This window comes from Sphingobium sp. GW821-FHT02B05, from assembly GCF_059421905.1.
In genome coordinates this window covers 707,812-734,001 of record NZ_JBWKVW010000001.1, presented here as the reverse complement: position 1 = coordinate 734,001, position 26,190 = coordinate 707,812, and the positions used below count along the sequence as shown (strand labels likewise).

Sequence of the window (26,190 nt, the reverse complement as noted above, 5' to 3'; positions counted from 1 at the left end):
GCGCCAAGGCGCATTTACGAGCGCCCGATGAGGGCGCGTCGCCTACAAACAGATTGCCTCCGTCGGGCAAGGCCATTATCGCCCTGCCCCAATATCAAGCCCGCGATCCGCACGAAAAAGGCGGTTCGCACGTAACAGGATGACCCGAAATGGCCAGCGCGCCCGCGAATAACCTGCCGATTTTCTACAATGACTTGCAGCCGCTCAGCAGCGTGGACCATGTTGATTATCGCACCCGCCCGGCCGATTCGGCGCCGTTCCTCACCACGCAGCATGCCATTCCGCTGACCGTCGACGAATTCGTCCCGGCCCAGCGTTTCGCACCGATCATCTTTTCGGCCGGCGACGATAGCGTGCCGTTGCTGCTGATGGGCCTGAATGAAGGCGTCAACGTTTTCGTCGATGATGAAGGCAAGCTGCGCGGTCCGGCCTATGTGCCGGCCTATGTCCGCCGCTATCCCTGGATGCTGGCCAAGCTGCGTCAGGACAGCGACGACCTCTCGCTCTGCTTCGACCCCACCACGCCCACGATCGGCGCGTTCGAGGACGGCCAGCCGCTGTTCGAAGATGGCAAGCCCAGCGAACTGACCCAGGGCGTGATGAAATTCTGCGAAGATTTCGAACAGGCCGCTGCGCGTACCGGCCAGTTCGTCCGCGATCTTCAGGAGATGGACCTGTTGATGGACGGCGAGGTCGCGATCCAGACTCCGCTGGCGGAACAGCCCTTCATCTATCGCGGTTTCCGCATGATCAATGAGGAAAAGCTGCGCGACCTGCGCGGTGATCAACTGCGCAAGATCAACCAGAACGGCATGCTGCCGCTGATCTACGCTCACCTCTTCTCGCTGCAACTGATGCGCGAAGTGTTTGAGGGTCAGGTTGCCCAGGGCAAGGGGCCGATCGCAGCCCCGGCCGCCGTCGAAGCGGCGCCGGAAGCGGCCAACGCCTGAATGAGAAATTAACCCGAAAGGGTTTGAAAAATTGATGGAAAGGGCGTCGCATCTCCCTTGAAAGGCGATGCGACCTGCCCTATCTATCAATCATGCGATGCACCTGCCCCCCTTTCGGGTGTGTCGTATGGGCGCCTCCCCCTTTGGAGGCGTCTCCTCCCTGAACCTTGGCCACCCCATGCTTGCATGGGGTGGTTTTTTATGGGCTGCATCCCGTTGATGCAGTGGAACGGTCACGGCTTTCGCTTGACGCAAGCGCGGGCCGTGCCTAAAGGCCACCCCCTGCCGATCGCCCGGAGCGATCCAAGGCCCCTTCGTCTAGCGGTTAGGACGCGGCCCTCTCACGGCTGAAACACGGGTTCGATTCCCGTAGGGGTCACCAATAATCTCGATGACTAAATGCGTGCCCTACCGTTGTCCTCGGCGGCGGGTTCAGTCGGGAAAAACGACGGTGACGCACATTTTCCAATATTGTAACGATATCTCATTACCAATATGGCTTTGTCGGCTTTTCAACATCGTGTCAGCTTTTGATCGCGCCTGAAAACGCCATTGCGGGGATGATCGTCCTGGATCGTCTCAGTCACATATTTGGGGGAATATTTCGATGCCAAGCCGTCGTGATCTACTGAGTGCCGCTGCCCTGACGCCCGCGCTGACCCTTGGGGCTGCCATGCTGCCCCGCGCGGACGCGGCGACACCCGACCTGCCGGCGAGCCTGAGTTTCGAGGGTTTCCAGGAAAAACTGTCCGGCCTGTATGATGTCGATCGGAGCATCGTGAATTTCGACGCGGCCTATTATGGCGCGATGACCAGGCCGGTGCAGGCCGCCTATGTCGAAAAAACTGCGTGGATGAACCGCCATAATTCCACATTCCTGCGCAGCGCGGTTCCCGGCGCCCCGCGCGACCCGGAACTGGACAAGTCCCGCAACGCCGTGGCGCGGATGATCGGTGCGCAACCCGACGAGATTGCACTGGCTGGCGGCGGCACGGAAGCGCTGTACGCCCTCATCGCAAATTATGGGCTGCTCAAGGACGGCGAAGCCGTCCTCTATTGCGACGTCGATTATGACGAGATGCAATGTGCCATGGATTATCTCCAGCAAAGCCGTGGCGCGAAAGTCGTGCGCTTCTCCCTTCCCGAGCCGCATACGCGCGCCAACATCCTGGCCGCCTATGAGAAGATTTTGAAGGAGACGCCGCGCGCGAAACTTCTGCTGTTGACCCATGTGTCCAACCGCAACGGGTTGATCCCCCCGGTGAAAGAGATTGTCGCCATGGCGAAGGCACGCGGCGTCGATGTCATATTGGACAGCGCGCAGGCCGTGGGACAAATGCCCTTCGACGTTGCGGACATCGGCGCCGATTTCATCGGCTTTTCGCTGCATAAATGGGTGGCGGCGCCACTGGGAACCGGCGGCATCTACATCGCCAAGGATCGGCAGAAGGATATTCTCCCCTGGCTCGGCAACCGCATCCATGCGCCCGAAGACATAAGATCGCGCATCCCCACCGGCACGGTCGATTTCGCCGCGCGCCTGACCATTCCGACCGCCATCGCCATGCAGGACCAGATTGGGATAGAGCGCAAATTCGCGCATCTGCGTGCCTTGCGCGACCATTGGTACTTGCGCGCTGGCGATATCAAGGGCGTGCAACTGATGCTGCCGCACGAGAAGGGCAATTATGGGGCCATCAGCGCCTTTCGCCTTCCCGGCATGAAAAGCGGCGATGATGCCCGGCGGGCACAGGCGCTGTTTATAGAGAAGCACAAACTGCTGGTGGTGGCAAAGGCTGGCCTGGCGTCAGGGCCGTTACTGCGCGTCACCCCGGCGCTGTTCAACACCAGCCAGGAGCTGGATCGGCTGGTGGCGGCGATCCAGACGGAACGGCATTTCTTCGCATAAGACGGATTGCAAGCCGCACCATGGCGGGCCGGCGACTGGCTCAGACCGCAAGGGCCTGAGCCAGCGCAGCATCAAAATGCCGCCGTCAAGGATATGACGATCGTCCCGCCGGCAATGGAACCAGCGCCATCCTGCCCTTTACTGAAGTTGGGCTGGAGCGGTGCTGCATCGCTGCGCGAGATATCGGTATCGACATAAGAGACATTGAAGGTGAGATTGTTCCAGGTCGCGTCCATACCCAGCGACCAATCCCAATATTCCCCCGTTGGCGCGACGCTGGTGCCGTTCGGACCCAAACCGGGGTTGCCGCTCGAATGGCCGATATGGGCTTTCGCCGTCAATGGCGTACCCGCAAAAGCCGCGGCGCCATCCCCCCACAGATAGAGATTATCATGCTTCTGCCCACGGCTATCGGGATGGTTGGAGACGTTGGCGAGCGCATATTGTTTGGGCGCATAGGCGGCGCCGGCTGTGAGCGTCAGCGGACCTGTCGTTCCGCTCAGCTTGACATAAGGCTCGGCAAAATCCGTGTCGTCTGCGCCGCTGGGATACATATACCATATCAAGCCGACATCCAGGGCAGCATCGTCGGCCAGCGGCATCTTATATCCCGCGATCAGGTCCAGTTCCATGTTGGCGCCGCCGAACGTGCCCCAGCCGGCGAGATTGGAGCCCCACGCCCCGGCATAAAGACCGCTTTCAAGCGAGACCGTGACGCCGCCCTGAACCGCCATCGCCTTGTCCGATTGCGACACGCCGCGGAAACGATAATCGGACGTGAGCGCGACGGATCCCGACACGGTGACCGGCGAGCCTGCCTCTTCCTGAGCCAAGGCGGCCTTCGGGACCAAGCCCAGCATGATCATCGGCGCGACAAATAGTAATTTCATGATGCCCTCTTGCAGATATCCGGACCGCTCGGCGCGGCCCGGCGAGGAGGAGCAATTAGGGCAGGTCGGCATTTGATATCGAGAGGAGGTCAAGGTCGAACAGATTGTATTTTCTTTATATTGTTCTCCTCGTGCGCTGTCGTCGAAAGCCTTGCCGCTGCCGGATCGCCTGCGACAGGAGTCGGTATGCTGGTGGCCCACCGATCCGACACCGCCACCGGTTTCCACAAGCCTGCTCCGACGAATGTCAGCAACAGGCCTGCACTCGCGCTTGCGAACATGAGGGCTGCCAGCACTATCTGGGCACCGGATGCGTCAGCGTGCGGATTGGCCACGAACATATTCTGCAATCCCACGCCTTCGAACCAGGCCGACGCCAGAAACGCCATGCCGGCGATCCGCAGGCCAATCCTGACAAATAGCTTTTCGTGCCACGCAATCATGACGAACACCTCTCGAAGGAGGCGCTCCAGATACGCATCGGCGCATAGGAACACGAGAGGAGGAAGTGGCGCTTATCATTGAGATTGCGTATGAATCCGCGTCATTCGTCGCATCCCTGGCGAAATCATATGCGATTCATATGCGGATCACAAAAAGCGCATATGGAAACCCAATGCCGCTTCGTGCGATGAAGCCCCTTCAACAAGGCGAGCATAGAGATTGATTAGCCAAGAACCGAGCGAAGCTCCGGGCCACGGAGACGGCTCGCACGGAAAGCTGCCAGTGCTTGCCCTGGGTGCGCTGGGCGTCGTGTTCGGCGATATCGGGACATCCCCGCTTTACGCCCTGAAGGAAAGCTTCGTCGGCCATCATCCGCTGGCGGTGGACCCCGACCATATCTTCGGGGTGCTGTCGCTCATTTTCTGGACGATGACGCTGCTCGTCACTTTGAAATATGTGTTCATCGTCATGCGCGCCGACAATAAGGGCGAAGGCGGCAGCATGGCGCTGCTGGCCCTGATCCAGCGCAAATTGCCCAAAACCAGATGGACGCCCGCCATCACCATGCTGGGCGTGCTGGCGACGGCGCTTTTCTATGGCGATGCGATCATCACGCCCGCCATGTCGGTTCTGTCCGCTGTCGAAGGACTGGCGATCGTCAACAGCAGCTTTCAATCCTACGTCCTGCCGATCGCGACGGCCATCCTGATCGGCCTATTCCTGATCCAGAAGCATGGTACCGCCCGGGTCGGCGCGCTTTTCGGCCCGATCATGGTCGTCTATTTCCTCGTCCTCGCGGCACTGGGCCTCATCAACCTGATTGAACATCCCTCGATCATCGGGATCGTCAATCCTTATTGGGCCGTCCATTTCTTCCTGATCGACCCCAGTCTTGCCTTTCTGGCGCTGGGTTCTGTCGTGCTGGCGGTGACCGGTGCGGAAGCGCTGTATGCCGACATGGGGCATTTCGGCCGAAAGGCGATCAGCCTCTCCTGGCTCTATGCCGCCTTCCCCTGCCTGTTGCTCAATTATATGGGCCAGGGGGCGCTCCTGCTCGACAATCCGGCCGCTGCGGCCAATCCCTTCTTCCTGCTCGCACCGGAATGGGCGCGCCTGCCGCTGGTGATCCTGGCGACCATGGCGACTGTGATCGCCAGCCAGGCCGTCATTTCCGGCGCTTTCTCCGTCACGCAGCAGGCCGTGCAATTGGGATTCCTGCCGCGGTTGCGGATCGAACATACCAGCGCATCGTCGGCCGGGCAGATTTATGTTCCGCTGGTCAACTGGGCCCTGCTGATCCTGGTCCTGCTGTTGGTGATAGGCTTCAGATCGTCCAGCAATCTGGCGGCGGCCTATGGCATCGCCGTCACCGGAACGATGGTCATCACCGCCTGCATGATGGGCGTACTCACCTTTTCCGTCTGGCGCTGGAACCCGTGGCTCGCGGGGGCGACGACCGGGCTTTTCCTGGTGATCGATGGAGCCTATTTCGCGTCGAACGCGACCAAGATACCCGATGGCGGCTGGTTTCCGCTGCTTGTGGCGGCTGTCACCTTCATCGCGCTGACGACCTGGTCGAAAGGGCGCGAGATCATGCGCCATTATATGAACGAAGGCGCCATGGAGGTGCCCCTGTTCATCCAGTCCGTGTCTCGTTCGCTCAAGCGCGTGCCTGGAACGGCCATCTTCCTGTCGTCCCGCGTGGAAGGCGTGCCGCCCGCGCTGCTGCACAATGTCAAGCATAACAAAATATTGCATGAGCGGGTGATCATCCTGACCGTGCAGACGGAAGGCATGCCGCATCTGCCGCTAACCGGTCGGGAAGAAGTCACGAATTGGGGGGAAGGCTTCTATCGCGTCGTGTGGCGTCATGGCTTCATGGAAGATGTCGACGTGCCTGCCGCGATGAAGACCGTGAACGGATGCGGCGGCCCCATCAACATCAGCGACACCAGCTATTTCCTGAGCCGCCAGACGCTTATCCCGTCCGACAAACCGGGCATGGCGATCTGGCGCGAGAAATTCTTCGCCTGGATGATCCGCAATGCGGAAACGCCGATGGCGTTTTTCAAACTGCCGACCAATCGCGTGGTAGAATTGGGATCGCAGGTGGAAATCTGATCCCTTTCGCAGCCTCGATATGGAGAAATCAGGGTGCGAACTCCTCCGTTTCGCCTTCGACGTTGAAGCGAAGGCGATAGCCGATCCCCAGTTCGTTGCCGATGATGCGGGGACGCTGGGGGTCGGTTTCCAGCTTCTGTCGCAGCGTGCGCACCAGCACGCGCAGATATTCGACATGATGCGACTTTTCGTTGGGCCAGACATGCGCCATGATCTGGTCATGGGTGATAACCCGGCCGGGAAACTTCGCCAGTTGCGCCAGCACGGCATATTCCTTGGGCGTCAGATGCACTTCCCTGCCTGCTTTCATCACGATGCGCGCCATCAGGTCGATCTCCACATCGCCAGCGCGTACGGTTGATACGCCGCCATCCTTGGTCATGCGATTGCGCAGCGCCACGCGCACCCGTGCCAGCAATTCGTCGGTATCGAACGGTTTGGTCAGATAATCGTCTGCGCCCAGATCCAGCGCTGCGACTTTCTGATCGGTCGCATCGCGCGCCGACACGATGATGAGGGTGGTGTCACTATGCTGTTTGAACAATGGCACCAGTTCAAGGCCGTCGCGATCGGGCAGGCCAAGGTCGAGGAGGCTGATTTCGGGCCGCTCTTCCTTCAGCTTTTCCAACGCTTCGCGCGCATTTTCCGCTTCGACCGTCGCATAGTCGGCGCGAGTCAGGGCGGCCAGGATGAGCTTTCGAATGGCAGGTTCGTCATCGACGATCAGAACCTTGTGGCGCAACTTCATACTATGTCCTCGTCGGGCAGTTCGGTGATGATCAGTGCTTGCGGAATGGTGATCGTAAAGCAGGCGCCGAACGGTTCGAGGTTGTTCGATGCCGATACGGCAAGGCCCATGGCTTCGGCAAATCCCTTGACGATGGCAAGGCCCAGGCCCGTGCCATGCTTGACGCGGTCGGACCCTTCCAGTCGGGTAAAGGTGTCGAACACGCGCGCCTCCGCCCCGGCTGGAATACCGGGCCCTTCGTCGAGAACCGACAAGGTTATCGCATCGGGCAAACGTCGCCCCTTGACCCTGACCGGCGTGCCGGGATCGGCGTAGCGCCCGGCATTGTCGAACAGGTTGATGAGGCAGTGATGCAGCAAGGTCGGGTCCAGGCGGACAAGCGGTATGTCGGGCAGGATATCGACCTTGACCTCATGCCCCATCAGAGACTGCCGCGTATCATGCACGGCGCCGGCCACCGCGTCGAAAAGATCGGTAGGCTCGACTTTCAGCGGGAGCGCGCCGGCTTCCACCCGCGCCATATCGAGCAGGTTGGCGACGAAGCGATTCAGTCGCTGCGCTTCTGCCGCCACGGAATCCAGCAGGTCCGACGGTTGCTGACGCTTCAATTCGTGCATGCCCGAGATAATCGTGGTGAGCGGCGTGCGCAAATCATGGCTGACCGAGGATAGCAGCGCGGATCGCAACCGGTCCCGCTCGCCTATCTGCCGCGCATCGAGCATTTCTTCTTCCAGTGCCATGCGATCGAAGGCGATGGAGGCCTGATCGAGCAGGCTCATGAGCAGAGGCACCTGGTCCGAACGTAGCGGTGGCCCCGCATCCTCGCGCGCCAGTCCCAACACCCCCAGAACGCCGCGCGTGGTCCGCAGGGGATGGAACAGCCAGTCGGACGCCGTGAGCGTAGATGATCCACGTCCGGCCGGCTGTTCATTGTCCATGGCCCATTGCGCCGCGGCCTTCTCAATCTGTTCCAGCCTGTCTTCAGGCGGAAAAGCGGCCTTTAGCTGAGGACCATCGCGCGACGGCAGCAGCAGGACGGTTCGGACGGAAAGCAGGCGCGATACTTCCGCGCAGATGGCCTGCATCAAATCTTCCTGGCTCGCGGACGCGGTCAGTTGCCGCGAAAAGCCGGCCAGCGCAGCATTTTGCCGCGCGCTGGATTGCGCCAGATCCGCCTGCGCCCGCACCCGCGCCGCGAACTGGCTGGTCACGATCGCAACGCCAAGCAGCACCAATATGCTGATGACATTTTCCGGGTTGCTGACCGTCAACGTCCCCGTGGGCGGCAGGAAGAAGAAATTATAGGCAAGGCTGGACAGCAAGCCGGCGAACAGGCCCGCCCGCAGACCGAAGGTCGCCGCTGCAAACATCACCGGCACCAGATAGAGCAGCGCGATGTTGCTGAGGTCGATCACCTCTATCAGCAACCGCCCCAGGACCGTCATCATGACGATCATGAGCGCCGACCAGACATAGTCCAGCGTGCTCCCCCATCCCTGCCCCAGGCTTCTTTCGCTCAGTCGGGGTTGCCGCATCCCGTCTTCGCCCGGCAGAACATGAACGGCGACATCGCCGATATCGCGTACGAGCCTGTCCACCACAGAGCCATGACGCAGCTCAAACCACCAGGGACGCACCGATTTGCCGATGACGATCTGCGTCGCGCGGGCGTCGTGTACATAATGTCGAAGCCCCTCGACCACGGACGCCGCCGGGATGGTGGCGGTTGCCGCGCCCAGGCGGGAAGCAAGCGCCATCGTGTCGGCGAGTTGCTCACGCTCCTGCGCCGTAAAAGCAAGGCTGCGCTGCGTTTCGATATGAACGGCGGACCAGGGCGCCTTGAGCGCATCCGCCAGCCGCTTGGCCGCGCGGACAAGCCCTTGCGCGCCCGGCACTTCGCTGATCGCCACGAGGATACGTTCGCCCGCGGCAAAACTGCCCGCCAGCGCATGGGCGCGGACATAATCCAGCATCTGCGCATCGACCGCCTGTGCGGCGCGGCGCAACGCCAATTCACGCAAAGCGGTCAGGTTGGACTTGGAGAAGAAATGGCTGAGCGCCCGTGTCGCTTCCTGCGGGATATAGACTTTCCCGTCCTTCAGCCGCTCAATCAGTTCGTCGGGCGGGATATCCACCACTTCGATTTCGGCCATCTCCAGAATGGAATCCGGCACCGTTTCGCGAACCCGAACCCGCGTGAAGGAGGCAACGACGTCATTGAGGCTTTCGATATGCTGGATATTGACGGTCGAATAGACGTCGATCCCGGCGTCCAGCAGTTCCTCAATATCTTGATAGCGTTTTGGATGACGGCTGCCCGTGGCATTGCTGTGGGCGAGTTCGTCCACCAGCACCAGCGCAGGCCGACGCTCCAATATGGCGTCTATGTCCATTTCGCCGAACCGATGGCCCCGGTGATCGACGTCGCGCCTGGGGATCACTTCATAGCCGGCAAGAAGGGCTTCTGTCTCCTTGCGACCATGGGTTTCGACCACCCCTACGACCACATCGATCCCAGCCCTGGACCGCTGCATGCCGTCGGTCAGCATCTCATAGGTCTTGCCGACCCCAGGCGCCGCACCCAGGAAGATTTTAAGACGGCCACGACCTTCCTGCGCTGCCTGGCGCAGGAAGGCTTCGGGGTCGCGACGGTCGGGATCGGTCATTTGGACTGGATAGCGCCGATCTGATCCAGCCGTCGATTGATTTCCAGCACATTGACGCGCGGCTCACCCAGGAAACCCAGCAGAGGCGTCTCCACGCTCCGGTCGACCAGCGCCTTAACCCTGGCCGCATCCATCGACCGGGATTTTGCGATACGATCGACCTGATAATAGGCGGCCTGCGGCGTGATGTCGGGGTCGAGACCCGACGCGGACGCAGTGGCGAGGTCTGCCGGTATCGGCTTGCCGGGATTGGCCTGGCTCAGCTTCTCGCTATCCGCCTTTACGCGATCGACAAGCGGCTGGCTGGTCGGGCCAAGGTTCGAACCGGAGGATGCAAGGGCGTCATATCCCTTGCCAGCGGCGGAGGGACGCGAATGGAAGTAGCGATCGCTCACGAAGCCCTGACCGATCAGCGCCGAACCGATGCGCTTTCCATCCTGTTCGATCAGGCTGCCATTGGCCTGCGACGGGAAGATCAGCTGGCCGATGCCGGTCAGGGCCAGCGGATAGGCAAGCCCCAGCAGGAGCGCGAAAAGAAGCGTCATGACCAGTGCAGGACGCAGCGAAGAGAGGATATCCTTGTTCATGATGATGCCTTTCAGGCGAGGCCGAGGCCGTTGACCGCCAGATCGATCAATTTGATGCCGACGAACGGCGCGATCAGGCCGCCAAGCCCGTAGATGGCCAGGTTGCGCGCCAGCAGCGGTCCTGCGCCGATGGGTCGATAGGTCACCCCCTTCAGCGCCAGCGGGACCAGGAACGGGATGATGAGCGCGTTGAAGATGATAGCCGACAGGATAGCGCTCTGCGGCGTGGCGAGCCCCATGACGTTGAGAACGCCCAATCCCGGATAGAGCACGACGAACATCGCCGGGATGATGGCGAAATATTTGGCGACGTCGTTCGCGACCGAAAATGTGGTGAGCGCGCCGCGCGTCATCAGCAATTGCTTGCCCAGGCCCACAACCTCGATCAACTTGGTCGGATCGCTGTCGAGATCGACCATGTTGCCCGCCTCGCGCGCCGCCTGCGTGCCCGTGTTCATGGCGACGCCGACATCGGCTTGCGCCAGCGCGGGCGCATCGTTGGTCCCGTCACCGCACATGGCGACGAGACGACCGCCCTCCTGTTCCTTGCGGATCAGGGCCAGCTTGTCCTCCGGTGTCGCCTGGGCCAGGAAATCGTCCACGCCCGCTTCCGCAGCGATGGAGGCGGCGGTCAGCGGATTGTCGCCGGTAATCATCACGGTGCGTATGCCCATGGTCCGCAATTCGCCGAACCGCTCACGGATGCCCGCCTTGACGATATCCTTGAGGAAGATCGCCCCCAGCAGCTTGCCGTCCTTTGCCACCGCCAATGGGGTGCCGCCGGCTCGCGCGATCTCGTCGGTGATGCGGCGCAACTCGTTGGCGACCGGGGTGGAGCCCAGGCCGGGATTGGCCTTCAGCACCGAATCCACCGCGCCCTTCTGGACCGTCGATCCGTCGAGAATGACGCCGGAAATGCGGGTCTGGGCGGTGAAGGGAATGATCTCCGCATGGGCTGGCAATGCTTCCATCGACTGGCTGAAGCCTTCGCGCGCCAGCAGCACGATGGAGCGTCCTTCGGGCGTCTCGTCCGCCAGGCTGGCGAGCAGCGCGGCTTCGGCGAGCTGGGCGGGCGTAGCGCCACCGACAGGACGGAACTCGGTCGCCTGACGATCGCCCACGGTTATGGTGCCCGTCTTGTCCAGCAGCAGTACGTCGATATCGCCCGCCGCCTCGACCGCGCGGCCGGATTTGGCGAGCACGTTGAACCGCACCAGCCGATCCATGCCGGCGATGCCGATCGCCGACAGCAACGCTGCGATAGTGGTCGGGATCAGCGTGATGAGTAGCGCCGCCAGGATCGACACGGGGATCGACCCGCCCGCATAGCTGGCAAAGCCGGGGATCGTGCCAACCGCGATCAGGAAGATGATGGTAAGGCCGACCAGCAGCAGCGTCAGCGCGATTTCGTTCGGCGTCTTCTGGCGTTCCGCCCCTTCGACCAGTGCGATCATGCGATCGAGGAAGCCCTGCCCCGGATTGACGGTCACGCGCACCCGGATTTCGTCCGAAATCACGCGGGTGCCGGCCGTCACCGCCGAACGATCACCGCCCGCTTCACGGATCACCGGTGCGGATTCGCCGGTGATGGCGGCTTCGTTGACGGATGCGACACCTGCCACGACTTCGCCGTCCGACGGGATGAGATCGCCCGTCTCGACCAGGACGACATCACCCATTTTCAGGGCGCTGGCGGGAACATTGTCATGCTCTTTGCCGTCCCCTTTCAGACGTTTGGCAGTCAATTCCGCCTTGGTGGCGCGCAGCGAGGCGGCCTGCGCCTTGCCGCGTCCTTCTGCCAGGGCCTCGGCAAAGGTGCCAAACAGAACCGTCAGCCAGAGCCAGATGACAAGCTGTAGCTTGAAACCCACCGTCAGCCCGTCCTGACCGACGACCAGCAGGACCGTAAGCAGGACCGCCACGACGGCAGTGGTGAACATCACCGGATTGCGGATCAGTTCCCTGGGGTTGAGTTTGCGAAATGCATCGCCGATCGCCGGAACGATCAGGTCAGCGGTGAAGAGCGATTTGGACGCCGTGCGTGCCATGGATATGCTCCGATTCTTAGAAAGTCTGGCCGCTGATCATCGCGATATGATCGGCGATGGGACCAAGGGCGAGGCTGGGCAGGAAAGTAAGGCCACCCACGATCAGGACGATACCCACCAGCAGCCCCGTCCAGAGCGGCCCCGTCGTCGGGAAGCTGCCGGCGGTTTCGGGCGTATATTTCTTTGCAGCCAGGCCACCGGCGATCGCCAGCATCGGCACGATGACGAAGAAACGGCCGATCCACATCGCGACGCCCAGCATCCCGTTATAATAAGGCGTGTTGGCGCTCACCCCGGCAAAGGCCGAGCCGTTATTGGCGACGGCGCTGGTGAAGGTGTAGAGGATTTCGGAGAAGCCGTGCGGCCCCCTGTTGAGCGACAGGGCCAGGCCCGCGTCCAGTACGGAGCTGATTGCGGTAAAGCCCAGAATGATGAGCGGCAGCACGGCGATCGCCAGCACCGCCAGCTTCACCTCGCGGCTCTCGATCTTCTTGCCGACATATTCAGGCGTACGTCCCACCATCAGGCCAGCGACGAAGACCGCAAGGATCGCGAACAGCAGGAAGCCGTAGATACCCGCTCCAACTCCGCCGACGACGACTTCGCCCAGTTGCATGTTGAACAGCGGGATCATGCCGCCAAGTGCCGTGAAGCTGTCATGCATGGCGTTGACCGCGCCGCAGCTGGCCGCGGTGGTCACGACCGCGAACAGCGAGGAGGCCGCGATGCCGAAGCGCACTTCCTTGCCCTCCATATTGCCGCCGGCGATGCCAAGGTTGTGCAGCACCGGATTACCGGCCGCTTCCTGCCAATAGGTCACGGTCACGCCAGCCAGGAAGATCAGCAGCATCGCTGCCAATATGGCCCAGCCTTGCCGGACATTGCCGACGGCCTTGCCAAACGTGTAGGTCAGGCCGACGCCGATCAGGAAGATCGACAACATTTGCACGAAATTGGTGAGGGCCGTCGGGTTCTCGAACGGATGCGCGCTGTTGGTGTTGAAAAAGCCGCCACCGTTGGTGCCGAGCATCTTGATCGCTTCCTGGCTCGCCACCGGTCCCATCGCGATGGTCTGCCGCGCGCCTTCCAGCGTGGTGACATCGACCGATCCGGCCAATGTCTGCGGCACGCCGCTTGCGATGAGGAAAAGCGCATAGACGATGCAGAGCGGCAGCAGCAGATAGAGCGTCACGCGGGTCATATCGGCCCAGAAATTTCCGATACCCGTCGCGCTCCGCCGCGCGAACCCGCGAAACAGGGCGAAGGCCAGCGCAATCCCGGTCGCGGACGAGAGGAAATTATGGATGGTCAGGCCCAGCATCTGGCTGAGGTTCGACATGGTCGATTCCCCGGCATAGCTTTGCCAGTTTGTGTTGGTCGTGAAGCTGATCGCGGTGTTGAACGCCAGATGCTCGCTCGTCCCCGCATAACCCAGCGGATTGAGTGGCAAGACGCCCTGCAAACGCAGGATCGCATAGGTGAGCAACAGAAGCGCCGCGTTGAAGATCAGCATATGTACCGCATAACGGCGCCATCCCTGATCCTCGGTCGGATCGATGCCGGACAGTTTGTAAAAGCCGCGCTCGACGGGCCCAAGCACCACATGCAGCGGCGTAGGGCGGCCTTCATAAAGCGCGAAAAGCCACAGGCCCACGGGCTTGGCCAACGCCAGCAATATGCCGACGAAGGCGAGGATCAATATCCATCCCTGGAATGTCATAAAATTCGCCCCCTGATCAGAAGCGTTCGGGGCGTGCGAGCACGGCCACGAGATAGAAAAGAAGGCCAAGCGCGGTCAGCGCGGCGAGCCAAAGATCGATGGTCATATATTCGCCCCCCCTATGCATTGTCGCACAGGGCCGCGTAGCCGAGCGTCGCCGCCAGCAAGCCCAGAGTGAGGGCGATCCAGAGGATGTCCTGCATGTGAAATCTCCCGCACGACATCGCCAGGCCGCAGGAGGTGCGGCAATCGAGTCGTGTGCAGCGCCTCAACTAGGGCAGAGCCGCATTTGAATTCGAGAGAAGGGAATTGGGATAGGCATAGTATTTGCGTATGATTGGCATATTTTCACAGGGGAGCATCGCTAAAAAAGCAGCGATCTGGCCTGATTGGAAGAGCCATCGGCCCTTGGCACGTCTGGAAAACGCCGGCAGACTGTCCTCACGGACCGCGGCGAAAGACCCTAATCATGCTCGTTTTCAGCCGCTTCGCTATCGCCGCGCATCTGGCCATGGGCCAGAACCGCAAACAGCCCCGTTCCGCCAATGATGTTGCCCAGCAATGCCGGGACCACAAAGCCCAATAGCATGTCCGCAAACCTCATCGAGCCACTCAGCCAGAGGAAGGCGGTCTGAGAAAAGCCGGTCACGACATGGCTGAACCCGCCCAACGCGATGACATAGGTCAACAGCGAGATCACCCAGAATTCGCTGCCTTTTGCATTGGGTAGCAGCCAGGCGATGGATGCCATGAGAAAGCCGGCCGGTATCCCAAGGGTCAACGTCTTTCCTGCATCCTGCGCGGGCAGCTTTTGAAGAATGTCGACCGCTATTTGATGCTGTTCATGCGTGATGATGACCTCGCCCGCCATCAGCGCGACAACGACCAGCACACCGATCAGATTGGCCGACAGAACGATGCCCCAAAGCCTGCCGAGCCGCGCAAGGCCGCCAATGCCAGGGCGCGCGGCCACCGGCAACACGGCGGTCACCGTGCTTTCGGTAAACAACTGCAATCGCCCCATGATGACGATGACATAGCCCACGGGGTAGCCGAGCAGATAGACAAGCTCGGCCCAGCGCTCGTCGGGCAGACGCATGCGCAGATAAAGTTCGGCGAGCAACGATATGGTTATGGCAAGCCCGGCGGCGATACCGGACAGGAAAAGCGCCACCGCCGGTCGGGCCAGTTCCTCTTCGCCCTGAAGGCGCACGGCCTCATGCACGACCATGTGGGAACTGGCCTGCCGACGGCGAACGTCGCGCGCTTCCTCCGTCGACAGGGCATCGTCAGGGGCTTCAGGATCGTCGATCGAAGTCAGGTCGCGCCCCGCATTCATAGGTTGTTACAACGATCCGACTTGGGCGGCTGCAAACCCGCCCCCTTTTTTGCGACGATCGCGCTCAGGCGGCCAGGGCGATCAGTCCCGGCAAGGCTGGTCGCGCACCCTGACGAGCCTGTATCCGGTCAAGGCAGGCGAAAATACTGACGACGGCATTTTCGTCATGATCGAAATCGCTACGGTGGTTTTCCAGCACCCCGCCGTCCATCAACAGTTCCAACGCCGCGCGCGCCCTGGCAACGCGGCTCTTGATGGTGCCGATCGCGACCCCGATGATTTCAGCCGCCTCTTCGTAGGATATGCCGCCTGCCCCCACCAGCATCAGCGCCTCCCGCTGGGGTTCGGGCAATTGCATCAGGGCACGCATCATGTCGCGCAGTTCGACACTGCTGTCCTGAGATGCCGGTGCGGCAAGGATACGATCGGCGACCAGATCGTCCCAATCTCCCGTAAAACGATGGCGGCGGGTCAGGCTGAAATAATGATTGCGCAGGATCGTAAACGACCAGGCACGAAAATTCGTGTCCGCGACATAGCGCGCGCGCGCCGCCCATGCCTTGAGCATCGTTTCCTGCACAAGATCGTCGGCGAGGTCGGGATTGCCACACAGGCTGCGGGCGAAGGCGCGCAATTGGGGAATGACCCTTGCCAGCTCGCCCTTGAAAGCGACGTCGGACAGTCGAGCAGGCTCAGCCTGTGCAGTGATGGCGTCCGACATGAGATCCCCTTCGATTGTGATTAGACAACAAGAACATTTCGATAGGGTATCGGTTCCGTCCGGCTGGTCGATCAGCCGCTCACAACGAATTTAACTCTGAACAGTATGCTAGAGCTGCCGCGTTCGATACGGATTCGAATCGAATGGCGTTCGCCGCAGCATCATCGCGATTTGGCGATGTTGGGGGGGGTATCGATCCCGGTGGACGGTCAGAATGGCTGGTGTCGAGCGCCGATTATACGCGAACCTGACACATATCGGGTCGATGCGGCCGCCAGCCTTATCGGCGATCGTAAAAAACGGTCAGAATCCCAATCATTCTGAAACAATCGCGACAATTAATATTGCATTTACCACGTAATCAGGCCTTATTTCTCTTCAGGGAGGGGGAAGCCCGAAAAGCCACGAAACCAGCTGGGGTCGCACCAGGCGGATTTTGGGGTTATTTCAGTGTATCTCTTAAACAGATTTACCAGAATAGCAGCGGAGGTCACGCTGCCGCTTCCACAGGCCAAGCGAGATATTCGCTTGCGCCTTTATGTGAAGTTGCTGATCCTGGACTGTACCATCATTGGTGCGGTATTTCTGACCGTGGCCGCCTTATTCGGTCCCGAATGGATGGCGCTGGATAAAATCAACCTCATGGCGATGGTCATCCCCATCTATGTTGGCGTAGCCACAAAGGGGAACGCCTATTCGCTACAATCCCTTGAAAAGCCTTTTGCCGCAGCGGTTCAGGCGATACTCAATCTTACTTTCTCGATGCTTGTCATCCAATGCGTTCTCTATTTCGCACATGTCAGCGATGCTATCTCCCGTTTGTCCTTCGGCATTGCCCTGGCCGCCAGCGCAGCGCTCCTGGCCGCTATACGCCAGCCATTTGCGCGTTACGCGCTGCTCCGCACAGGCGGGCAACTGACCGACGATCTGATAGTCGCGGACGGCGTGGCGATCAGCCAGACGACCGACAGCCATCTGGCTGATGCCGACCTGCACAATCTTCGCCCCGATCTTGAAGATCCGCAGATGCTTAACCGCCTTGGCCGATGGATGCGCAGTTTCGATCGTGTCGTCATCGCCTGCCCGCCCGAACGCCGCCCGGCCTGGGCGATCGTATTGCAGGGCGCGGCCGTACAGGGCGAGATCATGCTGACCGACGGGCTCGAATCCGGCGCGATTGGCCTGGGCCGCTGCATGGGCCACGATACGCATATCGTGTCCAAAGGGCCGCTCAGCATGTCGAGCCGCGTACAAAAGCGTGTTTTCGACCTGGCCATCACTGTGCCGGCCATCATTGCCCTGGGTCCATTGCTGATACTGGTGGCGATCGCAATCAAGCTGGAAAGTCGCGGACCGGTGCTGTTCATGCAGGAACGGGTCGGCCTAGGCAATCGGTTGTTCAAAATCGCCAAGTTCCGCAGCATGCGAATAGAATCGGCCGACAGTGTCGGCAGCCGATCAGCCAGTCGGGACGATGATCGCATCACACGCATTGGGCGGATCATCCGCAAGACCAGCATCGACGAACTCCCGCAACTGTTTAACGTGTTGATAGGAGACATGTCGATTGTCGGGCCGCGCCCTCACGCACTCGGATCGAAGGCGGCGAGCAAATTATTCTGGGAAGTCAGCCAGGATTATTGGCGGCGCCATGCGCTCAAGCCCGGCATGACCGGGTTGGCGCAGGTGCGGGGTTTCAGGGGAGCAACCGACAAGGAAGAAGATCTGGAGAACAGGCTGACGGCAGATCTCGAATATCTCAAGGACTGGTCATTATTGGGAGAATTGGCGATTATCCTCCAGACCTTCCGCGTGCTGGTGCATCGGAACGCATTTTGAAACGCGGACCTTCAAAGAAGATAGGCTATCGTCGCGCCCACCGCTGCGACCAAGGTCAACACTCCCACCACACGCGAGACAAGATGCACGATGTCGTGCGACGGAGCAGCCGCCTCTTCATAAGCCGTCCATTCCGGCAAGGTGGAAATGAGCAAGCTTGCTGCGATACCTTCATGGATATTCGCGATCGGGCCACCGGCGACATAGCTGACATCGCCATACATGTCAGGGGCATTCCGCACAGGTCGGGCAAAATCAGGACGAACCATATGTCTTTTTCCTTTCGATGCCCGGCAAGTCTAGCGCGCACGGCTTAGGAAAGAGTTAACCTTGAACGCCCTGGTCAAGTTCCATTTTCTATCAAACAGTCTGCCCTCTATTGACAGAGAGCCATCGCTGCGGATTGTCCATCGCCTGAATACTGATCCAGCTATACCCGGTCTTGTGCCAAGCAGAAATATAGGGCGTCGCGCTATCCAGCACCATATCCCCCTTGTCCGTGCGCGCCACCAATATGGTATGCAGGCCAAGGCGTCTGTCATAGACGACAGCATAAGCCAGTCGTTCAGCGGGAAAACCCTCTGCAACCAATTGCAGTCGCTTTTCAATCGCCAGGTCTTCGCAGTCGCCAACCGCATCGCGTCCTGTCCCGCTCCGCCGCCACAATTCTCCCTGCCCAAAAATCACCGTATCGCGACGCTGGGCGACGCGGCCGTTCACCTTGCGGTTGATCATTTGCAGCATCGCCAGATCTGGAGAAACGGACCTGTCATGCTTTATGCTTCGGCTCGCTTGTACCGACAGTTCGATGCCGCCCGTCGCTGCGCCACTGGACAGGCGCGCGTCCGAGTTTGCCGCGACCAGTTCAGCGCCGATACTTGCCGCGCCGCGATAAAGTCCGATATCAAAAGAGTGCAGCGCAACATTCACACCCAGCAAAAGAGGAGCGAGGTCAGGCAATCCATGCGCCTGCATACGCACCATGCCTGTGCTGCCAAGCCATGCCCTGCCCTCTTCCGGGTCGGATCGCAACAACGAAGAACCGCCGGTTTGCGCCAAAGGATTTGTGTCCAGCTTGACGCGGAAATCCATGGGCCCGGACGGCCCGGCCACGCTCTGTCGATAAATGTCCGTCAGATCGGGAACCGTGTCGAACGACGCATAGGTGACCGGTGGGAACGGAGCATCTTGGGCGCCATTCGATAGCGCCTCTGCCCCCTGCCCCGTTCCGCACCATTCAGGGTGGCTTGCGCACATTTCCTGATAGCCCCGTGGCGCCTGGATCTGGCTACCCATGGGAACGAAAGGCAGGGGAACCGCACGTGCCTTCGCCGCAGCCGGAGTAGCTACAGCGGTGAGACAAGACGCTAACAACAGCAGGAATCGGGCCTGCATGACGAACTCCCTTTGACAGTGAGAGCGCTATGCAGGGAGACCTTTTGCAGTCCGGTTCCGAAGGAAGGTTTACGCCGCGTTTGCCATATTTGGGAGCGGAGCGATTTCTATCTACTTTCGCGGTCGTTTTAATGCGTCACAAGCAACAAATTGCTTTGTGAAATATCCAATTTCATTTATGCTGCGCTGCAAGATCATAAGTCGGCTATAGCGGAATATCGGTGATGAAGTTTGCCTTGCGTTTTTCAGGCGGAATGCTTCTGTTGTTGTTGAACGCCTGCGCTGCCCCGTCCGCGGTGACGTCGGATGTTGGCGAAATTCAGGCGCAGCGTCAGGTCGAAGAATATAAGCTTGGCACTGGAGACAAGGTTCGCATACTTGTTTTCAACGAGCCAACTTTATCCGGTGAATTTACGGTCAATAGTGGCGGGGCATTGTCTTTGCCGCTGATCGGAGATGTCTCTGCCGCTGGAAAAACAACGAGTATGTTGCAGAGCCAGATAGAGACCGGACTGGGCAACGGATATTTGCGCGAGCCGAAAGTCAGTATAGATGTTTTGAGCTTCAGGCCATTTTATATATTAGGCGAAGTGAGCAAGCCCGGAGAATACCCTTTCTCCAGTGGGCTCACAATTCTTAACGCGGTTGCAACAGCGGAAGGATTTACGTACCGAGCGGAGAAGCGCGTGATTTACATTCGGCGGGAAGGTGGCAGCGAAGAACGCGCCTATCGTGCATCGCCGGATCTTCGTGTGCAGCCGGGAGATACGATTCGCGTTGGGGAGCGCTATTTTTGATAGCCAACCGAATAGTCGAATAGAATTTTCGGTGGGGGTTAAAGAGGGGTTGAGCATGAAGAAAGATCATATAGCCGCTTTGGCCGCGAGCGTGGCTGGACTTGCCTTTGTCGGTTCGGCGGCCAATGTCGCCGTCGCCGCTCTTGCACAAGATAGCCAGCCAGTTGCCAGCGGAGGCGCCGCAGTGCCCGTGGCAGATCCCGTCGCCGTCACTGCTTTGATGGACCAGATCAACGCGCGTCTGGCCGAGTTGCCGGCCGACGCCAAAGCGGCCGATATTGAGGCGCAGATCCTATTTGTCATCGACCAGGCCCAGGCGCCCGCCGAGGTTGTGGCTGCCGCATTGGCGCAACTGAGCGCGGACAATCCGAATAGTGCCGTTCTTGCCGCACTTCAAAATGTGAAGTCGCTGCAAGGTCGAATCGCCAGTGGCACCGGTGGTACCGGCGGTCTTGGGGATACCGGCGATCTCAGCTTCGGGCCGAGCATAAACGGGTCCGGTGGCGGTAGTACCGACTATACGCCTGCGGCCTGACGTCGCCAGGCATCAGTATTTTCGCTATCGGGTGAAGACTTCCGGGGGGACAAGTCATGCGCACGCCTTTATTGGCTGTTACTATCGTCATGCTTGGCGCAGTTCCGGCTCCGGCCAGCGCTCAATCCTCCTCTCCCATGCTTCAGGGCGAGATTCCCTTCGACTATAGTCGGGGACGCAATATCAGCGTCAGCGAGAGGCCACGCCCTGAATATGAGGCGCTGGGCATCCCAGTGGGCGGCTTCACGCTTTCGCCAACGCTGGACGTGACGACCGCCTACACGGACAATGTCTATGCTATACAGAACAAGACCGGTGATGGCCGGGTTGATCTGAATCCGGAACTGGCTATCCGGTCCAATTGGTCGCGCAACCGGGTGTCTCTAACCGGAGGCGGCAATTTTCGCCGCTATTTCAATGAGACGTTACGCAACGAAGATGGATGGTATCTTCGCGGTGGCGGCCGTTACGAAATCGGTCTTAACGGATCGATCGAAGCAACCGCACGGGCCGAAAAACTGTATGAATCGCGCTTCTCGCCTTCGACCACGATCGATGTGCTGTCTTCCGTGCCCTATCGCTTCAATCAGTTACGCCTGCTTGGAGAGACGTCGCGAGGGCGTTTTCGCTTTGCCGCATCGGGTGGCTATGAGGATTATGATTTCAGTGCCGTCGTCGTCCCGGGTGGTGGCAGCCTGACGCAGGATAACCGCGACCGCCACAGCTGGACCGGCGCTGCACTCGCCGAATATGCCGTGTCGCCCGACATGGCGATCTTCACGCAGTTGACCTATGAAGATATCGGCTATGCCACTGAACTGTCGGCATCCGTCCCCAATCGCGATTCCAACACATTCCGCATTATCGGCGGTGTCAGCCTGGATTTTACAGCCTTGCTACGTGGCCGCGTCGGGCTTGGCTATATGAAGCGCCGCTATGATGCCGGCATTTACCGGGACATAGGCGGGCTTTCAGGCGAGGCCGTCCTGGAATATTTTCCCAGTCAACTCACGACTGTGGGCTTGACTGTGCGGCGGCGCATCGATGACGCTTCCGTGACCAATTCGAGCGGCTTTATCAGTACGTCGGGTTCACTGCGCGTGGATCATGAACTGTTGCGCAATCTCATCCTCAATGCACAAGTAAGTTATGAACTTGGGAAATATCGAGGGATCGATAGCGAGACCAAGGTTTTCCGCGTCAATGGTGGCGGGCGTTACTTGGTCAATCGCACAATCTCCCTCGGTTTCGACGTCGGCTATGGCAAAAGAAAAAATGTCGGCGTTCCTACCGGGCCTGAGTTCAACGAAACACGTGGTCAGTTGACGGTTACGTTCAGAAAGTAAGCAAGGTGGCTAGGGGGAATATGCTGACGAGAAGCCCTATAGAGGACATGGACGCATCGCCCAAGGCGGCGGCGGAGCCTGAACTTTCCTCTGCGGCGCGTGCGATCGCGGCAGCATTCCGACGCCGGATCAGAATGTTCCTGGCTGTCACCATAGTCTTGTTCGCGCTTGTCGTGATTGGAACCTTGCTGTTACGGCCGGAATATCAGGCCATCGCCCGCATAAAGATCGACCCGGCGCGCAGTGCGGCGACCGGTTTGCAGGCCGAGCGCGCACCTAGCTCGCTCGACTCTACCGTGGTCGAAACCGAAGTGGCAGTCATCAAGTCGCGCGACCTGGCCCGCATCGTCGTTAGAGATATGCGACTGTTCGCGAATGAGACGATGACATTGGGCCTGCCTTTGACAGCGGGGCAATTCAGCGGTCCCGGACTTGCCGAGCGGATCGACAAGGTTTCGGACCGGCTTTCGAGTAAATTGTCGGCCGATCGCGAAGGCAATACCTATGTGGTGGGCATTGCGTACCGCTCTCCCGATCCCAGGCTGGCGGCTGAAGTCGCCAATGCCATTGCCGAACATTATATCAACAACAGTGTGGGCGTTCGGACCGGTACCGCTTCGCAACAAACCCGCATGCTTCAACAACGTCTGGACTCGCTGGGCTCACAGATACGCGGTCTTGATGCACAAATCGCCCAAGGGCGCGCGGCGGCCGGCATCGTGGAAGGTGGAGCGCAGGGCACGATTACCGATCAGCAGGTCGGCCCGCTGGCCACGCAGCTGGCTACGGCAGAATCGGCCGCCGCTGCGGCCCGGTCCGCCTTGGCTGCCGCGCAGGCGCAGATACGATCCGGCAGCATGGAAAATGTCGCTGGCGTGCTCAATTCGAATGTCATTGCGGACTTACGCCGACAAAGGGCGGAGGTTCTTCGCAACCGAGACGAAATTCAGACCCGCTACGGCCCCAAACATCCTGACTATGTGCGCGTGACGCAGCAGCTGGATTCCATCAATGGCCAGATTTCCGAAGAAGCGGTCCGTATCACCAAGTCGCTCGATAGCGAGGCGTCCGCCGCCGATGCCCGCGCTGCCAGCCTGCGCGCGACGCTGTCTCAATTGAAATCCGAGCAGGCGGGCAATACCCGCGCCTCTGTTGCGGTTCAAAGCCTGGAGCAGGAAGCCGAAACCAAACGCGCCGCCTATAACCAGCTTGCCGCCAGCGTGCAGCAGGCAGATCAGATCAAGAATAACCAGATGGCGCAGGCATCCTTCGTCGAAGCAGCGACCCCGCCGACCAAGCCCGCCTTTCCCAAAAAGGGCATGCTGATGGGCGCTGGCCTGATCCTGTCCCTTATCGTGGCGGCCGCGACTATCAGTGTTCAGGAACTGCTCAACCCTGGCCTGACCACGGCGATTGATGTCGAGCAACGGCTGGGCCTGCCGATGCTGGCGGCGGTTCCGCGCCTCACCAAGCGCGACCTCAAGGACTTGTCCGATCGCAAGCGCACCGCAGACATATTGCTGGCCAAGCCGGCAAGTTTCTATGCCGAAGCATTCCGCACGATCCGGAATGCCGTGCTGACGCAGGGCAATCCCAAGACCATTACGGTCGTGTCCACCCTGCCCGGTGAAGGCAAGACGACGTCTGCCATATCCCTGGCTCGTGTGCTGGCGATGGCCGGCGATCGAGTGTTGCTCGTCGATGGCGACCTGCGTCGTGGCAGTGTGAGAGACTATGTCGAAACGCCGGCGAATATAGGCTTTGGCGAAATTCTGTCAGGCAATGACGATTACAAGACCGCTCTGGTTTCGGACGCGGTCGATGGGCTCGACATTCTTACCGTCACCAAGGCATTGTTCACGACCGCCGATTTGCTGGGTGGTGAACGAATGCAGGACGTGCTGGCGCTTTGGCGGCGGGACTATGACCGGATCGTGATCGACACCCCGCCGCTCCTTGGCATTGCCGACGCCCGAACATTGGCCAAATTGGGTGATACCGTGCTGCTGATCATTCGCTGGAACAGCACGGCTGGCAACGCGGTCAGTTCGGCATTGTCGATGATGCAGATGGATGATGCGCCCGTTGCCGGCGCCATATTCGAAATGGTGGATCGCTCGTCAGAAGCCATTGGCGGTTATTATTATTCTCGCAAATATGGCGCCTATTACGAAGCATAGAAAACCGCGTCTGCGCATGAGCGAGGCGGCCGGCTGGCAACGACGCTATATGGTCATATCCATGGCCTGCCTGACCGCCATGCTCATTGTCGGACTATACGCGCTGCGTAACGAACGGCGCGTGATGCAGATCGTTCAAGCGCAGGCGGATCAGTCTGCCGGGCGGTCATCCGCCGAATTGGCGGCCCAGCTTGCAAAGGATGCCCCCGCGGCGTCGATGCTTACCGGACGCGCAGCCATGGCAAGGGGGATCATCCGGTTGCGGGCAGCGGCACGCACTGTCGATCCCGCGCGCAGACGGCAACTCATAGCCTATGGTTTCAGCGACGCGGCCTGGGCCTATGCCGCAATGCCTCACTCTGGTGGCGCTGCGCTGACGCTGGCTTATGCGCATGTCATGCGTGATGGCTCTGCTTCGCCCATGGCCTTGCGATACTTCGCCAGCAGCTATGCCATCCATCCTTATCTACAGGATGCGGTCGAATGGCGCTTACGCTATGCCGTTGAGAATTGGGCGAGACTGGATCCCGCCTTGCGCGCTGCCGTAGTCAATGAAGGACGCTGGTTCAGCGGGCTGCGCGCAACCAATCGTCTTCACGTCTATGTCCTGACCGGAGGTTCCCCCGTCTGGCCCGCTATTGCGGGACAAGGGGCGGCACCGGATCGTTCGCTTTTCGATCACTTCTGATCCGGATCGCTCGTCCCCACAGCAGCCCTGCCAACACAGCACAAAGCGATATGACAGCGGGAACGCTAAGCGCGATATCAGTCATGCCGCAACCGAGGGCAAAGGCCAATGCGACCATCATCGCACGGTGGATCGGCGCGTCCAGGATGACCTTTCGTTCGCAATATATCCTGTAAGAAACGAAACCGAACGTAATCATCAATAACAAGAGATAGGGCCAACCGCCCTCGATCAGAATGCGCAGAAACAGATTATGGGCATCATTGATATACCAGAACATCGCGGCTTCATTGACATCACCCAAAAAATGAAGGTTCACGTCCGAAAAAGAGCCCAAGCCGAAGCCGTATATCGGAGCGTGACAAATCACGGACCAATAATGGCGCCAGATTGCCCAGCGACTGACCGCATCGCCATCCAGGTTCAGAAATCGCTGAAGAACGATTTCGCCCGCCAGATAGAAAATTGTCACCCCGACGGCACTTGAAAGGGCAACGAGAGTCAGTGTTCGGCTCGAATATCTCATTCGCGCTGGACGCACTACCTGCAGCAGACCGCCGACAACGAGCAAAGTTATGGCCGTGCGTGATCCAGTCGCCACACATGCCCCTATATTGGCGAACAGCATTAGCGCTGCGAATATTTTGCTGACGGGCATGTCGACGCGCGCACGGCCCGCCGCCTGAACCTGCCCCAGAGCCAAAAGGGCATAAATACCAAATAGGCAGGCCGCGACGTTAGCGTTTAGCAACGTGCCGGAGAACCGGTCTCCCCCCACAGGGCGTGCAATGCCCCAGATTTCGTTCGGGTTGCTCTCCCGCAACAATAGTCCGATCAACAGATTTACAAAGCTCAATGCCAATGTGTAATTAACGACATAATTAATTGTTTTTCGTCGAAATCCCAAAAAGGAAGCCATTAAAAACAAAACAATAATGGCGAAGACATCAACGAGCTGAGGCGAAACTATTCTAAAATATTCTCGGTATGAATTGGTTATACCGTACTCACCATCAAAATATTTTGCGGCAACCGGCCAGAATATCGCCAGCATATAGAATATGACCGGACACATGATTTCCCTTATGAAAACCGAATTCGGCTTCGTGAAAATCACAAACAAAAACGCCGATGCTATGATCATTAACGAAAAGGATAAAGACAAAATATCTTTATTACCGCCAACAATGGCGACTTCCAATGAAATGACGACAGAAATCAATAATGATAACAGCTTCTTGCTGATTTCTCTAGAATACCACATTTC

Annotated in this window: 23 protein-coding genes and 1 tRNA gene; 10 read left to right on the top strand and 14 right to left on the bottom strand. The window is 59.5% G+C overall.

All coding sequences use genetic code 11. The annotated features are described in order from the left end of the window. Positions 1-149: 149 nt before the first annotated feature. The 3 genes from AC07UX_RS03720 (at position 150) to AC07UX_RS03710 (ending at position 2,859) form a co-directional block, all read left to right on the top strand. Positions 150-950: a SapC family protein gene (locus AC07UX_RS03720; RefSeq protein WP_495190638.1), complete on the top strand. Its 801-nt coding sequence runs from the start codon at positions 150-152 to the stop codon at positions 948-950. Between the two features lie 307 nt (positions 951-1,257). Continuing rightward, positions 1,258-1,332 (top strand) — tRNA-Glu (locus AC07UX_RS03715). Positions 1,333-1,557: 225 nt separating this feature from the next. Continuing rightward, complete coding sequence (locus AC07UX_RS03710) at positions 1,558-2,859, top strand: aminotransferase class V-fold PLP-dependent enzyme (protein ID WP_495190637.1); 1,302 nt, start codon at positions 1,558-1,560, stop codon at positions 2,857-2,859. A gap of 71 nt (positions 2,860-2,930) precedes the next feature. Here the strand turns inward: AC07UX_RS03710 and AC07UX_RS03705 are convergent, their stop codons facing one another. Both AC07UX_RS03705 and AC07UX_RS03700 read right to left on the bottom strand, forming a co-directional pair. Continuing rightward, positions 2,931-3,749 carry a TorF family putative porin gene (locus AC07UX_RS03705; RefSeq protein ID WP_495190636.1) on the bottom strand — a complete coding sequence of 273 codons (819 nt, stop codon included), beginning with the start codon at positions 3,747-3,749 and terminating at the stop codon, positions 2,931-2,933. 89 nt (positions 3,750-3,838) lie between these two features. Beyond that, complete coding sequence (locus AC07UX_RS03700) at positions 3,839-4,192, bottom strand: hypothetical protein (protein WP_495190635.1); 354 nt, start codon at positions 4,190-4,192, stop codon at positions 3,839-3,841. A 223-nt stretch (positions 4,193-4,415) separates the two neighbouring features. Between AC07UX_RS03700 and AC07UX_RS03695 the strand changes: the two genes are divergently transcribed. Next, positions 4,416-6,314: a potassium transporter Kup gene (locus tag AC07UX_RS03695; protein ID WP_495191781.1), complete on the top strand. Its 1,899-nt coding sequence runs from the start codon at positions 4,416-4,418 to the stop codon at positions 6,312-6,314. A gap of 28 nt (positions 6,315-6,342) precedes the next feature. Here AC07UX_RS03695 and AC07UX_RS03690 read toward each other — a convergent pair whose 3' ends face one another. From AC07UX_RS03690 to AC07UX_RS03650, 9 genes are all read right to left on the bottom strand, one after another. Beyond that, on the bottom strand, positions 6,343-7,062 hold the full coding sequence (locus AC07UX_RS03690) for a response regulator (RefSeq protein ID WP_495190634.1): 720 nt from the start codon (positions 7,060-7,062) through the stop codon (positions 6,343-6,345). Next, positions 7,059-9,728, bottom strand: a complete 2,670-nt coding sequence (locus tag AC07UX_RS03685) for a DUF4118 domain-containing protein (protein WP_495190633.1) — start codon at positions 9,726-9,728, stop codon at positions 7,059-7,061. The genes AC07UX_RS03690 and AC07UX_RS03685 overlap by 4 nt, the downstream gene beginning before the upstream one ends. After that, entirely contained in the window at positions 9,725-10,315 is a 591-nt protein-coding gene (gene kdpC / locus AC07UX_RS03680) for a potassium-transporting ATPase subunit KdpC (RefSeq protein WP_495190632.1), read from the bottom strand. Before kdpC ends, AC07UX_RS03685 begins: the two co-directional genes overlap by 4 nt. Before the next feature lie 11 nt (positions 10,316-10,326). Continuing rightward, entirely contained in the window at positions 10,327-12,363 is a 2,037-nt protein-coding gene (kdpB, locus tag AC07UX_RS03675; RefSeq protein ID WP_495190631.1) for a potassium-transporting ATPase subunit KdpB, read from the bottom strand. 16 nt (positions 12,364-12,379) lie between these two features. Then, entirely contained in the window at positions 12,380-14,083 is a 1,704-nt protein-coding gene (gene kdpA / locus AC07UX_RS03670) for a potassium-transporting ATPase subunit KdpA (protein ID WP_495190630.1), read from the bottom strand. Positions 14,084-14,099: 16 nt separating this feature from the next. Further along, positions 14,100-14,189 (bottom strand): potassium-transporting ATPase subunit F, encoded by a 90-nt coding sequence (locus AC07UX_RS03665; RefSeq protein WP_313801787.1) that lies wholly within the window; start codon positions 14,187-14,189, stop codon positions 14,100-14,102. A 357-nt stretch (positions 14,190-14,546) separates the two neighbouring features. Beyond that, entirely contained in the window at positions 14,547-15,422 is an 876-nt protein-coding gene (locus AC07UX_RS03660) for a formate/nitrite transporter family protein (protein WP_495190629.1), read from the bottom strand. Positions 15,423-15,486: 64 nt separating this feature from the next. Then, entirely contained in the window at positions 15,487-16,143 is a 657-nt protein-coding gene (locus AC07UX_RS03655; RefSeq protein WP_495190628.1) for a sigma-70 family RNA polymerase sigma factor, read from the bottom strand. A 699-nt stretch (positions 16,144-16,842) separates the two neighbouring features. Further along, complete coding sequence (locus AC07UX_RS03650; RefSeq protein ID WP_495190627.1) at positions 16,843-17,355, bottom strand: hypothetical protein; 513 nt, start codon at positions 17,353-17,355, stop codon at positions 16,843-16,845. A gap of 3 nt (positions 17,356-17,358) precedes the next feature. On the opposite strand from AC07UX_RS03650, the gene AC07UX_RS03645 reads away from it, so the two are divergent. Next, on the top strand, positions 17,359-17,982 hold the full coding sequence (locus tag AC07UX_RS03645; protein WP_495190626.1) for a sugar transferase: 624 nt from the start codon (positions 17,359-17,361) through the stop codon (positions 17,980-17,982). 11 nt (positions 17,983-17,993) lie between these two features. Here the strand turns inward: AC07UX_RS03645 and AC07UX_RS03640 are convergent, their stop codons facing one another. After that, positions 17,994-18,251 (bottom strand): hypothetical protein, encoded by a 258-nt coding sequence (locus tag AC07UX_RS03640; protein ID WP_495190625.1) that lies wholly within the window; start codon positions 18,249-18,251, stop codon positions 17,994-17,996. A 91-nt stretch (positions 18,252-18,342) separates the two neighbouring features. Then, positions 18,343-19,377 carry a transglutaminase-like cysteine peptidase gene (locus tag AC07UX_RS03635; RefSeq protein WP_495190624.1) on the bottom strand — a complete coding sequence of 345 codons (1,035 nt, stop codon included), beginning with the start codon at positions 19,375-19,377 and terminating at the stop codon, positions 18,343-18,345. A 224-nt stretch (positions 19,378-19,601) separates the two neighbouring features. On the opposite strand from AC07UX_RS03635, the gene AC07UX_RS03630 reads away from it, so the two are divergent. From AC07UX_RS03630 to AC07UX_RS03610, 5 genes are all read left to right on the top strand, one after another. Then, entirely contained in the window at positions 19,602-20,174 is a 573-nt protein-coding gene (locus tag AC07UX_RS03630; RefSeq protein ID WP_495191780.1) for a polysaccharide biosynthesis/export family protein, read from the top strand. Positions 20,175-20,229: 55 nt separating this feature from the next. Next, positions 20,230-20,709, top strand: coding sequence for a hypothetical protein (locus AC07UX_RS03625; protein WP_495190623.1), 480 nt, complete (start codon positions 20,230-20,232; stop codon positions 20,707-20,709). A 137-nt stretch (positions 20,710-20,846) separates the two neighbouring features. After that, positions 20,847-22,055, top strand: a complete 1,209-nt coding sequence (locus AC07UX_RS03620) for an outer membrane beta-barrel protein (protein ID WP_495190622.1) — start codon at positions 20,847-20,849, stop codon at positions 22,053-22,055. 47 nt (positions 22,056-22,102) lie between these two features. Beyond that, positions 22,103-24,235: a GumC family protein gene (locus AC07UX_RS03615; protein ID WP_495190621.1), complete on the top strand. Its 2,133-nt coding sequence runs from the start codon at positions 22,103-22,105 to the stop codon at positions 24,233-24,235. Further along, on the top strand, positions 24,129-24,923 hold the full coding sequence (locus AC07UX_RS03610) for a hypothetical protein (RefSeq protein ID WP_495190620.1): 795 nt from the start codon (positions 24,129-24,131) through the stop codon (positions 24,921-24,923). Before AC07UX_RS03615 ends, AC07UX_RS03610 begins: the two co-directional genes overlap by 107 nt. On the opposite strand, the gene AC07UX_RS03605 is transcribed toward AC07UX_RS03610, so the two are convergent. Further along, entirely contained in the window at positions 24,871-26,187 is a 1,317-nt protein-coding gene (locus tag AC07UX_RS03605; RefSeq protein WP_495191779.1) for an O-antigen ligase family protein, read from the bottom strand. The two genes, AC07UX_RS03610 and AC07UX_RS03605, sit on opposite strands and share 53 nt — an antisense overlap. Positions 26,188-26,190 lie beyond the last annotated feature (3 nt).